Here is an 11,996-nt window from a genome sequence, read left to right on the forward strand (position 1 = left end):
GTTCCCTACGCTGGCCCCGTGCCGGCACGCAGCAGGACGGATGACGACCCGACGGAGGCCGTCCACGCCGCGTGGCGGGCCGACTCGGCCCGCCTCGTCGGTGCCCTCACCCGGATGACCCGCGACGTGGAGCTCGCGGCCGACCTGGCGCAGGACGCGCTGGTCGCCGCCCTCGAGCAGTGGCCCACCACGGGTGTACCGGAGAACCCGACGGCGTGGCTGATGACCACGGCCAAGCGCCGCGGCATCGACCACTTCAGGCGTGCCGACACGCTGCGCCACAAGCTCACCGAGCTGGAGCGCGCGCAGGGCCGGGAGGAGGCGGACGTGCCCGACCTCGAGAGCCAGGTCGACCACATCGACGACGACGTCCTGCGCCTGGTCTTCCTGACGTGCCACCCCAGCCTGACCGCGGAGTCCCGCGCCGCGCTCACGCTGCGCCTGGTGGGCGGCCTGACCACGGCGGAGATCGCGCGCGGGTTCCTCACCTCCGAGTCGACCATGGGCCAGCGGATCTCGCGGGCGAAGCGGACGCTCGCCGAGACCGGCGCCGAGCTCGAGCTGCCGACCGGCGACGAGCGGACCCGGCGCCTCGACGACGTCATGGCCGTCGTCTACCTGATCTTCAACGAGGGCTACACCGCGACCGCAGGCCCGGACTGGATGCGGCCCGACCTCGTGGCCGAGGCGACCAGGCTGGCGCGGATGCTCGCCACCCTGGCCCCGGACGAGCCCGAGGTGCTCGGCCTCCAGGCGCTCCTGGAACTGCAGGGCTCGCGGACCGCGGCCCGGAGCGACGAGCACGGCGCGCCCGTGCTGCTGGAGCAGCAGGACCGCTCCCGGTGGGACCAACTGATGATCCATCGCGGCACGGCCGCGCTCCGCCGGGCCGAGGCCGTCGCCGCGCGCGGCGTGCCGGTCGGGACGTACTTCCTCCAGGCCTCGATCGCCGAGCAGCACGCGATCGCCACCCGCGCCGAGGACACCGACTGGCCCCGGATCGCCACCCTGTACGACGTCCTGGCCGGCGCTGCACCCGGTCCGGTTGTCGAGGTGAACCGCGCCGTCGCCCACGGGCGGGCGTTCGGCGCCGACGCCGGCGTGGCCGTGCTGGACGTGGTCGACCCGGCGGCCCTCGGCGCCTCGCCGCTCGTCCCCAGCGTCCGCGGGGACCTGCTCGAGCGCGCCGGACGGCACGCCCAGGCGGCCGACGCCTTCGCCGAGGCGGCGACGCGCACCCGCAACGAGGGCGAGCGCGCCGTGCTGCTGCGTCGCGCCGAGGACAACCGCGGTCGGGGGGCGCGGTGACGAGGTGGTCGCCCGGGCGCTTCGCGTGGCGCTCGGCGGTCGGTCACCGTCGCGGGCAGACCGTCGTGCTGCTGGCGGTCTCGGCCCTCATCACCGCGTGCACCACGTTCGCGCCGGTCTACGACCGGGCCATGCAGCAGGCGCTCGTCGACACGCTCCTGGCCGGGGTCGGCACGGAGGGGAGGACCGTCACGGTCGAGTCCGCCGCGCTGTCGTTCGCCCGCGGTGCCACGGAGGCGCGTGACCCGCGGGAGCTGCAGGACATGGTGCCGGCGGAGCTGTCCGCCACGCTCGACCCGTTCGTGCTCGGCCGCACCGCGGTCGTCACCCCGGTGACGGGTGCGGTGCCGCCGAGCGGCCGGCTCGTCTGGCGCGACGGGGCGTGCGAGCACGTACGCGTCCTGGCCGGCACCTGCCCCGACGCACCGGGCGAGATCATGGTGAGCGAGGCCGATGCCGACACCTTCGACCTCTCCCCCGGCGCGACCACGACCGTGGCGTCGGAGAGCGACGGCCCCGAGGTGCCGCTCGAGGTCGTCGGGACCTATGCGCCGGCCGACGACTCGTGGTGGCAGGGCCTCGACCTGGTCGGCCACTCGCTGGTGTCCCGCGCCGCTGATCCCTCTGCCGCGCACGACGCGTGGCTGACGGCCGAGGAGACGTTCGTCCGCAGCCCGGTGCTCCCGGCGGAGACGGCCCAGGCCGCCGCCGTGGTGCCGACCCCGGAGACCGGCGTCGAGGAGGTCCTCCGCCTGGGCGACGGGGTGCGGCAGCTCAACCGCGACCTCCGCGGCGAGGGCCAGGACCTCCACGTCCGCACGGACCTCGGCGACCTCGCGGACGACGTGCGGGGCCAGGCGAGCCAGGCCCACCGGACGGTCCCCCTGCTGATGGCGCCGATGGCTGTGCTGACCCTCTTCGTCCTCTGGCTCGTGCTCAGCGCCGCGACCCGCCAGCGCCGCGGAGAGGTCGCGGTCGCCCGGCTCCGTGGCCGCGGACCCGTCGGCGCGTCCGCCCTGCTGCTGGTCGAGCTCCTCCCGGTCCTGCTGGCCGGTGTGGTGCCCGGTGTCGCGCTGGCGCTCGCGGGGGGCGGGCTGGCGCGGTCCCTCCTGCCCGGCGAGGCGCCCTTCGAGGCGGGTCCGGGGTTCGCCACCGCGGTGGTGCTCTCGGTCCTCGCCATCGTGCTGACGGCGCTGGCAGCGACCGCGCGGGTGGCGCGCGAGCCGCTCGACGACCTGGTGCGGAGCGGGCCGACGCCGTCGCGCCGGTGGACGCTCGGTGCGCCCGACGCCGTCCTCGTCGCCGTCGCCGGGACGGGCGCCGTGGCCTTCGTCGCCGGTGGCCTCAGCGGCTCGTTCGCGCTGGCCGGCCCCGCCCTGCTCGCGCTCTTCGTCGGCCTGGTCGCCGGACACGTCGCGGCGCCGGTCGCGAGCACCGTCGGGCGCCGGCTGCTGGATCGAGGCCGCCTGGTCGCGGGCCTCGGCCTGCTCGAGACCGGCCGGCGTCGGGACACCCGGGCGGTCATCACGGTGATCACCGTGGCGTGCGCCCTCGCCGTCTTCTCGCTCGACGCGCTGGCCGTCGGTGCGCGCAACCGGGCCAACGCCGCCGAGCACGACGCCGGGGCGCCGGTGGTCCTGCAGCTGGGCGGCGGCGACCTCGACGGCGTACGCGCCGCGCTGGCCGACGCCGACCCCGGCGGCCGCCGCGCGACGCCCGTCGTGGTCGCCGGCGGGACGACCCTGGCGGTGGAGCCCGACGGGTTCCGCCGGATCGCCTTCTTCCCGCGGGGCGCGCCGTCCGCGGCCGAGTGGCGCGCGATCGCCCCGCCGGCAGCCGCGCCCGTGCGGCTGGCCGGGTCGCGGATCTCGATCGACGTCGCGTCCGGGCCCGAGCTCACCTCCCAGGACGTCCTCGGCAGCGCCTCCGAGCTGCGCCTCAACCTCGTCGTGACCACCGCCACCGGCGTCCGGCGCACGATCCAGCTCGGCGAGGTCCCGGAGGCCGGCAGGCGTGCCACGCTCGCCGGGCGGGAGCCGGCGTGCGCCGACGGCTGCCTGCTGGCCGCGCTCGAGCTGTCCGCCGCCCAAGGGGTCCAGGTGGTCGGCGACCTCGACCTGTCGGGGCTGCGGGTCGACGGCACCCCGGTTGCGCTCGGCACGTCCGCCGAGGACTGGAACCCCACCGACGACGACCACACCGCCATCAGCCCCGCCGTCACCGCGTCGGGTGCGCTGCGGCTCGTGATGAGCATCCGCGGCTTCTACCCGGCGCACGTCACGCCCGCCTGGGTGCCGCTCTCCGTCGCGGCGGTGCTACCCGCCGGTCGCGATCCGCTCGGGCTGGTGGTGACGGCACTCGACGGCGGCGACCGCGCCGCCCACGCAGCCGGTGACGTCGTCCTGGTCCCGTCCCTGCCCCGCCGGTCGGCGCTGGTCGACCTCGACGCGATCTCCCGCGGGGCGGAGGTCACCGTCGACTCCTCGTCCGAGGTCTGGATGGTCGACGACCCGGCACTGCTCTCGACGGTCGAGGCAGCCCTGCGCGACCGCGGCATCGGCATCACCGGGGTGCGCCGCTCCAGCGAGGCCCGGCAGGCCTACGCCGACAGCGTCGCCACCTGGAGCCTGGCCCTCGGCGCCGTCGTCGGGCCGGCGGTCCTCCTCGTCTCGCTGCTCGTGCTGCTCGTGCTCGCGGCCACCGGATGGCGCGCGATCGCCCGCAACCTGGCGATCCTGCGGCTCAACGGCGCGCGGCGACGTACGACGACCCGGCTGGGCGTGCTGGCCCAGCTCCCCTCCCTGCTGCTCGCCGTCGCCGCCGGGGTCGCCGCGGGCACCGCCGGCGCCGCCGTGGCGATGCCCGACGTGTCGTTCCTGCCCGAGCCACCGAGCACCCCCGTCCTCGACACCGCGACCGCCTGGCCCGCCGTCCTCTGGGCAGCCGCGGCGTGCGCGGTGGTGCTGCCCACGGTGGCCGCGGTCGCCAGCTGGGTGGTGGCCCGCCGCGCCCACCTCGAGCGCGTGAAGGAGGTCGTCTGATGGCCGGTCTGCCGATCCGCACCCGCGGTCTCGTGCACATCTACCACGCCGAGGGCCACGACGTCGCCGCGCTCTCCGGGGTCGACCTGGACGTCACCGCGGGCGAGCTGGTCGGCCTGCTGGGCCCCTCGGGGTCGGGCAAGTCGACGTTGATGAGCCTGCTCGCCGGCGTCCTGCGCCCCAGCGCCGGCAAGGTCCACGTCGGGGACACCGAGGTGTCCGCCGCCGGCCCGCGCGACCTGGACCGGCTGCGTGCGACCGAGGTCAGCCTGATGCTGCAGGGCGCCGCGCGCAACCTGCTGCCCCACACCACGGCTGCCGACAACGTCCGGTTCGCCCAGCACCCGGCGCGGCGCGCCGGACGGGTGCTTCCCGATCCCACCGAGGTGCTCGGCGACGTCGGTCTCGCCGACGAGGCCGACCGCCCGCTGGCCGACCTCACCCCCGGCGCGCTGCAGCTGGCCGCGGTCGCCGTGGCGATCTCGACCCGCCCCGGCCTGCTCCTGTGCGACGAGCCGACCAGCCAGCTCGACCACGGCGCTCGCGACCGCGTGCTCGCCGCGCTCGCCCACGTCAACGGCACCCACGGCACCACCGTCGTGCTCGTCACCCACGACCCCGAGGTGGCCCGGGTGCTGCCACGCACCGTGACGATCCGCGACGGCCGGATCGGCGGTGAGGGACGTAGCGGCGAGGAGTACGCCGTCGTCACCGCGGACGGCTTCCTGCCGCTGCCGGGTCACGCGCTCGACCGGCTGCCGCCCGGCACGCTGGTCCGGCTCCACGAGGTCGACGACCACTTCGAGCTGCGGGCGGAGGAGCGATGACCGACCTCGACGCAGCAGGCCTGGGCGTGACCTACAGCGACCTCGTCGCCGTGCACCCCCTGGACGTGCGCGTGCCCGCTGGGCGGATGCTCGCCGTGACCGGGCCGTCGGGTGCCGGCAAGTCGTCGCTGCTGTGGGCGCTGGCCCGGGCGATCCGTCCGGCCGTGGCCGCCCTGGCCGGGACGGTCACGGTCGACGGGCTCGAGGTGCGCGACCGGGAGTCCGCCGCCCGCGCGGGCGTCGTGCTGGTGCCGCAGGGCAACGGCCTGGATCCTGCCCTCTCCGCCGAGGAGAGCATCCTCGTCCCGCTGCTCGCGCTCGGCGTACGACCGCGCGAGGCGGCCGGCCGCGTGTCGGACGCACTGCTCCGCGTCGGCCTGGCCGACTTCGGTCGGCACCTCGTCGACCAGCTGTCCGGCGGCCAGCAGCAGCGGGTCGCCCTGGCCCGGGCCTTCGCCCTGGAGCCCCGCGTCCTCCTCGCCGACGAGTCGACGAGCGACCTCGACGCCGCCAACCGCGGCCTGATGCTCGCCGCCCTGCGCGAGGAGGCCGCCCGCGGGGCCGCCGTGGTCCTCGCCACCCACGACCCCGACGCCGCCGCGGAGACCGACGGCACCCTCGCGCTCGACGAGGGCGTCGCCTCGTGGGTGCGCCGGCTCCCCGACTGACCCCGGCGCTCCCGCGCGGGTCGCCGAAGCGGGTCGCCGGACCTCCGTGGCGTACGCTGGTGTCGTTGAAGGGTCGGGCTCGCCCGTCCTGGCCGCACACGGAGTGCGGCTCGTGTCTCGTAACTCCTGGTCTTCGGTTCGCTGGACATCAGCTCAGTCGGATGTCTTCAGCGCCGCTGGGCGGCACGTCGTCCCCAGCACCGAACAAAGGAAACAGATCATGGCTCAGGGCACCGTCAAGTGGTTCAACGCTGACAAGGGCTTCGGCTTCATCGCGCAGGACGGCGGCGGCGAGGACGTGTTCGTCCACTTCTCCGCCATCCAGACCAACGGCTACAAGTCCCTCGACGAGAACCAGAAGGTCGAGTTCGACGTCACGCAGGGCCCCAAGGGCCCGCAGGCCGAGAACGTCCGCTCCATCTGACGTCCGACGAACGGCCCCGATCGCACTGCGGTCGGGGCCGTTCGCGCGTCTCAGGGCCCGAACGGGCCGGATCTTCTCGGGGCGCCGAGCCTGGCCGCGCTGCGGACGAAAGGCTCGACGTGATCGAGGACCAGCGCGACCGCGTCACGCCGAGGCGTTCCCGGCGGCCCGGCGCGCCCGGTAGGCCCGGACCTTCATCACGTTGCCGCACGGGTCGGTGCTGCACCACTTCATCACCTGGGTGGGCGAGGGGTCGTAGTAGATCCAGAGGCAGTCACCGCGCCCGCACTCGCGCAGTCGTCCCCACTCGCCGGTGACCATGGCGTCGTGCACGGTGGCGACGGCCTCCCCGACGATCCGCTCGACGGCGGAGCGTCCGGCGGACGCCACCCGCTTCAGGCGGGTCACGTCCTCCCCCACCTCCACGGTCATGGGGTGGCGATCGGCGATCCGGTTGAAGGCGCGCCGGTTGGCGGTCGAGGGGTGGAGCAGGAGGTCGCGGGTGACGTCGCGGAACGCCCGGTAGCCCTCGAGGTCCGACGAGGCCGGCAGCGCGGCGTACGACGACCGGGCCAGGACGAGGAAGCGGTTGAGCGCCCGGACGTCCTCGGCGTGGTCGACGCCGTGGAAGCGGTCGTCGGAGTTGAGCACGATCCGCACCTCCTCCAACGGGCCGGGTGCGGGGCGGTCGGTGTCCATCGGACCTCGTCTCGGGTCGCATCGACGATTCTTCGGTTACGATCATACCGCCATTGGTCGTAACACGGGAGGGGGCCCGATGACGTCCGTCCAGATCGACCTCGACGTGCTCGGCCCGAGCGCTGCTCGCGTGCACGACGACCCGGTGCCGCTGGGTGCCCACAAGCTCCGCAGCCTCCTCGGCCTGCTCGTGCTGTGGCGCGACCAGCCGGTGGCCGCGGACCGGCTCATCGACGTCCTGTGGCGCGGCGCTCCTCCCCCCGGTGCGGGCAACACCCTGCAGGGCTACGTCGCCGGCCTGCGGCGCAGGCTCGAGCCCGGGCGTCGTGCGCGCAGCGCCTCCTCGGTGCTGCTGCACGAGGGCGGCGGCTACCGGCTGGCCTCCGGAGCGGCGGACGTGGACGCGGACCGGTTCGAGGCCGCGGTGCGCGCGGGCCGCGACCACGTGGAGCGCCTGCGCGACCGGATGCGCCCCCCGCTCCTGACCGATCGCGCCGACGTGGCTCGCGCCGAGGTCCTGCGGGACGACCTCGCCGCTGCGCTGCGGCTCTGGCGCGGGGACGCCTACGCGGACCTCACCGACCTGCCGGTCGCGATCGCGGAGCGCCGACGGCTCGAGGAGCTGCGGGTCGACGCCCGGGTCGCCGAGGTGGTGCTCGACCTGTCGCTCGGCCGATCCGCCGGCGCGGTGGATGCCCTCGAGGACCTGGTCGCCCACCACCCCCTGCGCGAGGAGCTGTGGGGCCTGTGGGCGGTCGCGCTCGTCCGCACGGGGCGGCAGGCCCACGCGCTCGAGGTGGTGGAGCGGCTGCGGCGCACCCTGGCCGACGACCTGGGCATCGACCCCGGCCCGGCCATCGCCGAGCTGCAGACCGCTGTCCTGCGCCAGGACCCGACCGTCCTCGGCCTGGACGACCGCGCGCGGACCGGAGCGTGCGTCCACGGGTGCGACTGCCACGTCGCGCCCGTCGTGGTCGTCATGGTGCCGGGCGACCGTGCGCTGGGCGTCCCGATCGCACTCCGTGACCTCCTCGTGACCAACCCGGGCGAAGGGTCACCGCTTCGTGATCTTCGCGACCACCTGGGACGGTCGTCGGCTTCATAACGTCCGTGGGACGCGCCCGGGGACGTCCCGGGCGACGACGCGGACGAAAGGCACAGACATGGCGCGCAACAAGCCGCTTGCCCTGGTCGCCGGCGCCGCCCTCCTGACGATGGCCGCCTGTGGCGGCGGGTCGTCGGACGAGGGCGGTGGCGGCTCGGGCACCGATCGTGAGTTCGGCGGGCAGGAGGGAGGCACCAAGGACGCTGGGCGTCAGGGCCCCGCTGCCGACGTCGAGGGAGCCACCACGGGCGGGACCATCACGGTGTACCTCCCCGGCGACCCCGGACCGGACTCGCTCGACCCGACCGGCGGCTGGTCCGTCACGGGCAACTCCATCCAGCAGGCCCTCACGAGCCGCTCGCTGACCCAGTACGTCCGCGACGACGCGGGTCAGCCGGTGCTGGTCCCCGACCTCGCGACCGACCTGGGCACCCCCAACGACGACTTCACGGAGTGGACGTTCACCATCCGTGACGACGCGACGTGGGAGGACGGCAAGCCGGTGACTGCGGAGGAGGTCGCCTTCGGCATCTGCCGCTCGCTGGACTCCGAGGCGTTCCCCTCGGGCCCCGGCACGGAGTACTCGAAGTCGTACTTCGCGGGGGCTGCCGACTACGACGGCCCGTACACCGGGAAGGACCCGAAGTGCCAGGCCTGGGACGGGATCTCGGTCGAGGGACAGGACATCACGATCACCATGTCCAAGCCGTTCCCCGACATGGACTACTGGGGCGCCTTCATGGCGATGGGCCCCGCTCCCCTGGGCAACGCCTCCAAGCCGCCGAACTACGGCAACAAGCCCCTGTCCAACGGCCCCTACAAGGTCGAGAGCTACAAGCCCAACGAGGAGCTCGTCCTGGTCAAGAACGACCAGTGGTCGGCCGAGTCCGACCCCGGGCGCCACCAGTACGCCGACGAGTTCGTCTTCAAGTTCAACCAGGACCAGGCCAAGGTCGACGAGATCATGCTCTCGGACAACTCCGACAGCCAGACCGCCGTCTCCACCGCCCTGGGCTCGGACAAGTACAACGACGCCAACGGCCAGCTCGGCGAACGGCTGGTGCAGCAGACCTCGCAGTGCGTGTCGATGCTGACGCCCGACTACGAGAAGATCCCCGAGATCGAGGTCCGCAAGGCCCTGGCGTACGCCTACCCCTACGAGGACGTCTGGATCGCCGGTGGCGAGGTGCCCGGCGTGACCCGCGTGCCGGCCAACTCCCTCATGCCTCCGGGCATGGCGGGGAAGAAGGAGTTCCAGGTCGACGGTGAGCAGATCACCTACGACCCGGAGAAGTCCAAGGAGCTCCTTGCGGAGGCCGGCTACGGTGACGAGCCGTACCCGATCACCATGGTGTTCTACGAGGTCGACCCGCTGGCCAAGGCCGCTCAGGACCAGATCACCAAGGGCTTCGAGGCCGGCGGCTTCTCCGTCAAGGCCATCCCGGTCCAGGAGTCGCTCTACAACATCTGGCTCGACCCCGACAACAAGGTCAACAAGAAGCTCAACTTCCGCGGTGTGAACTGGTGCTCGGACTGGCCCGCCGGTTCGACGATCCTGCCCTCGCTCGCGCGCACCGGCGCGGTCTACAACACCGCCTACTTCTCGGAGCCGGCGATCGACGAGGAGATGGACGGCATCAGCACCCTCCCGATCGAGGAGCAGGCCGACGCGTGGGGTGCGGTGGACGAGAAGATCATGACGGAGTACTTCCCGATCATCCCGACCGCGTTCCGCAACGACCTCTACGTCTTCGGCAGCAAGATCGGCAACCCGACGGGCGACGGCTCGATCGGTGCCCCGAACTACAAGGACCTGTACGTCATGCAGTGATCCGAGGGAGAACGCAGCGGGGGTTCCCGGTCCCGGGAGCCCCCGCCGTGCGTCTCAGCCCACCGAGCGCGCCCAGGGGTCGGCGACGGTCCCCTCGTCCGGGCCGCCGCGCCAGCCCGGCAGCGGCGCAGCGCCGACCGCGACGGCGACCGCCGCGTCCGCCAGCAGCTGCGTCGCATCGAGCAGCGGCAGCGGAGAGCTCGCCGGGGTCACCAGCGCGCCCAGCTCGGGGCAGCCGACGACGACCGCCTCGCAGCCCTTCTGCCGCAGGCCCTCGACCAGGGACAGCACGAGGTCGCGCGAGCCCAGCGACGACCTGCCGCGCAGCAGCTCGTCGAAGATGATGGAGTGCAGCGTGGTCTGGTCCCACAGAGCCAGGGGCACGGCCGTGAGGCCCATCGGCTCGAGCTCGTCGGCGTAGCGCCGCCAGCCGAGCGTCCACCTGGTGCCGAGCACGCCGATCCGGGCGAAGCCCTGGCGTTGGGCGGCCGCGCCGACGACCGCGGCGACGTGCAGGCCGGGCAGGGCCAGGTCGACGCCGGGCTCGTCGAGCAGGGCGTACGCCGTGTCGTCGGGGCAGACGAAGAAGTGGGCACCCGACTGGCGCAGCCGGACGCAGCCAAGCGCGAGCTGGGTGCGGACGGTGTCGGGGTCGTTACGCTGCCAGGCGTCCCAGCCTCCGTCCAGCGGCTGCCACACCAGGCTGACCTCCGGCTGCTGGGCTCCGCGCCCGAGGGCGCCACCGGCCTCGTCGACCCGGCGCAGCAGCTCGGCCGCACCAGGCAGCCGCGGCGCGAGGACTCCGATGTGGAACACGCGACCATGGTGGCGTGACGCGCTGCGGTCCGACTGGAGCCGGCAGCTCGAGACCGCCGCGACCGTTCGCGGGCCCGACTAGAATTCCTTCGTGAACGACGTGCGCGTGATCGCCTACTTCGCCGGCGACCCGACCCGGACCTACCAGCTGGCCCAGTGGCTGGAGGTCCTCGAGATCCTGCACGACGTCCAGCCCGTCGCCCTGGTCCTGCGCGACCCGGCGTCGGCAGCCGTGATCGACCCGCGGACGCACCTGCCCGTCCTCACCGCCGCGACCTTCCCCGAGCTCACCGAGCTGTACGCCGCGCTGGACGCGAAGGTCGTGCTCTACTGCAACAACTCGGTGCTCAACTTCGAGTCGCTCCTCGACACCCGCCGGCTGCACGTCCACGTCAACCACGGCGAGAGCGACAAGCAGTCGATGGCGAGCAACAACGCCAAGGCCTACGACCGGGTCTTCGTCGCCGGGGACGCTGCGGTCGAGCGCTACCTGACCGGCCTGCTGGACTTCGACGCCCGCCGGCTCGTCCGCATCGGGCGCCCCCAGCTCGACCTCCCCCGGACCCCCCTCCTCGCGCCGAGCCCGCGACGTACGGTCATGTACGCGCCGACGTGGGAGGGCGACGCGGAGTACAACGACTACACCTCGGTCGACACGCTCGGACCCGCCATCGTGCGGTCGGTCCTCGACGTCCCGGACGTCCGCCTGGTCTACAAGCCGCACCCGAAGGTGACGACCAGCCTCACCCCCGCGATCGCCGGGGCGCACCACGAGATCCTGCGGATCGTCGACGAGGCCGCTCGGCTCGACCCGGCCGCCGGGCACACGCAGGTCCTCGCCGGCGACATCCTCGCCGTGATGCCGGGCTGCGACGCCCTCGTCACCGACGTCTCCTCGGTGGGCCTGGACTGGCTCTACCTCCACACCGACAAGCCGATCTTCCTGACCGACCGGCACTGCGACACCGAGGCCCTGCTCCAGGAGGTGCCGATCAGCCGGTGCGCGGACGTCGTCGACGAGGCGAGCGCCGGTGCCCTGACCTCGCTCCTCGCCGATCGTCTCGACCACGACGAGCACCACCTCGCCCGCGTCGCGATGCGCCACCACTACTTCGACGACCTCCACGTGGGCGACAGCACGGCCCGCTTCCTGGACGCCGTGACGGAGCTCGTCGCCCTCCGCGACCAGCTGGTCGCCGGCGGGGTCTCGGACACCGAGATCGCCTGACTCCTCCCGGGCGGAGGCTGCGTCCCGACGCACATCGGCGTCGGCTTGT

The 11,996-nt window shown here is 73.8% G+C and carries 10 protein-coding genes; 8 read left to right on the forward strand and 2 right to left on the reverse strand.

What is annotated here, in order from left to right:
* Positions 1-18 precede the first annotated feature (18 nt).
* From ACE3QY_RS06950 to ACE3QY_RS06970, 5 genes are all read left to right on the forward strand, one after another.
* Positions 19-1,308 carry an RNA polymerase sigma factor gene (locus ACE3QY_RS06950; protein WP_374455277.1) on the forward strand — a complete coding sequence of 430 codons (1,290 nt, stop codon included), beginning with the start codon at positions 19-21 and terminating at the stop codon, positions 1,306-1,308.
* Positions 1,305-4,349: an FtsX-like permease family protein gene (locus ACE3QY_RS06955; protein ID WP_374455278.1), complete on the forward strand. Its 3,045-nt coding sequence runs from the start codon at positions 1,305-1,307 to the stop codon at positions 4,347-4,349. Before ACE3QY_RS06950 ends, ACE3QY_RS06955 begins: the two co-directional genes overlap by 4 nt.
* Complete coding sequence (locus ACE3QY_RS06960) at positions 4,349-5,176, forward strand: ABC transporter ATP-binding protein (protein ID WP_374455279.1); 828 nt, start codon at positions 4,349-4,351, stop codon at positions 5,174-5,176. Before ACE3QY_RS06955 ends, ACE3QY_RS06960 begins: the two co-directional genes overlap by 1 nt.
* Positions 5,173-5,844, forward strand: coding sequence for an ABC transporter ATP-binding protein (locus ACE3QY_RS06965; RefSeq protein ID WP_374455280.1), 672 nt, complete (start codon positions 5,173-5,175; stop codon positions 5,842-5,844). Before ACE3QY_RS06960 ends, ACE3QY_RS06965 begins: the two co-directional genes overlap by 4 nt.
* Positions 5,845-6,064: 220 nt before the next feature.
* The gene (locus tag ACE3QY_RS06970; RefSeq protein ID WP_374455281.1) at positions 6,065-6,268 is read left to right on the forward strand and encodes a cold-shock protein; all 204 of its coding nucleotides are present in this window, start codon (positions 6,065-6,067) and stop codon (positions 6,266-6,268) included.
* Between the two features lie 144 nt (positions 6,269-6,412).
* On the opposite strand, the gene ACE3QY_RS06975 is transcribed toward ACE3QY_RS06970, so the two are convergent.
* A complete protein-coding gene (locus tag ACE3QY_RS06975; RefSeq protein ID WP_374455282.1) occupies positions 6,413-6,967 on the reverse strand; it encodes a CGNR zinc finger domain-containing protein in 555 nt (184 codons plus the stop codon).
* 79 nt (positions 6,968-7,046) lie between these two features.
* Between ACE3QY_RS06975 and ACE3QY_RS06980 the strand changes: the two genes are divergently transcribed.
* Both ACE3QY_RS06980 and ACE3QY_RS06985 read left to right on the forward strand, forming a co-directional pair.
* Positions 7,047-8,072, forward strand: coding sequence for a BTAD domain-containing putative transcriptional regulator (locus ACE3QY_RS06980; RefSeq protein WP_374455283.1), 1,026 nt, complete (start codon positions 7,047-7,049; stop codon positions 8,070-8,072).
* 58 nt (positions 8,073-8,130) lie between these two features.
* A complete protein-coding gene (locus ACE3QY_RS06985; protein ID WP_374455284.1) occupies positions 8,131-9,903 on the forward strand; it encodes an ABC transporter substrate-binding protein in 1,773 nt (590 codons plus the stop codon).
* Positions 9,904-9,957: 54 nt separating this feature from the next.
* Here ACE3QY_RS06985 and ACE3QY_RS06990 read toward each other — a convergent pair whose 3' ends face one another.
* Positions 9,958-10,719: an aspartate/glutamate racemase family protein gene (locus tag ACE3QY_RS06990; RefSeq protein ID WP_374455285.1), complete on the reverse strand. Its 762-nt coding sequence runs from the start codon at positions 10,717-10,719 to the stop codon at positions 9,958-9,960.
* Positions 10,720-10,810: 91 nt separating this feature from the next.
* On the opposite strand from ACE3QY_RS06990, the gene ACE3QY_RS06995 reads away from it, so the two are divergent.
* Positions 10,811-11,947: a CDP-glycerol glycerophosphotransferase family protein gene (locus tag ACE3QY_RS06995; protein ID WP_374455286.1), complete on the forward strand. Its 1,137-nt coding sequence runs from the start codon at positions 10,811-10,813 to the stop codon at positions 11,945-11,947.
* Positions 11,948-11,996: the final 49 nt, after the last annotated feature.

This window comes from Nocardioides sp. (assembly GCF_041913365.1).
Taxonomy (GTDB): Bacteria; Actinomycetota; Actinomycetes; order Propionibacteriales; family Nocardioidaceae; genus Nocardioides.

Bases quoted from the DNA above. Each gene is read 5' to 3' on its own strand.
- ACE3QY_RS06975 (WP_374455282.1), bottom strand. From the start codon at position 6,967: ATGGACACCGACCGCCCCGCACCCGGCCCGTTGGAGGAGGTGCGGATC.
- ACE3QY_RS06970 (WP_374455281.1), top strand. From the start codon at position 6,065: ATGGCTCAGGGCACCGTCAAGTGGTTCAACGCTGACAAGGGCTTCGGC.
- ACE3QY_RS06960 (WP_374455279.1), top strand. From the start codon at position 4,349: ATGGCCGGTCTGCCGATCCGCACCCGCGGTCTCGTGCACATCTACCAC.
- ACE3QY_RS06965 (WP_374455280.1), top strand. From the start codon at position 5,173: ATGACCGACCTCGACGCAGCAGGCCTGGGCGTGACCTACAGCGACCTC.
- ACE3QY_RS06985 (WP_374455284.1), top strand. From the start codon at position 8,131: ATGGCGCGCAACAAGCCGCTTGCCCTGGTCGCCGGCGCCGCCCTCCTG.
- ACE3QY_RS06980 (WP_374455283.1), top strand. From the start codon at position 7,047: ATGACGTCCGTCCAGATCGACCTCGACGTGCTCGGCCCGAGCGCTGCT.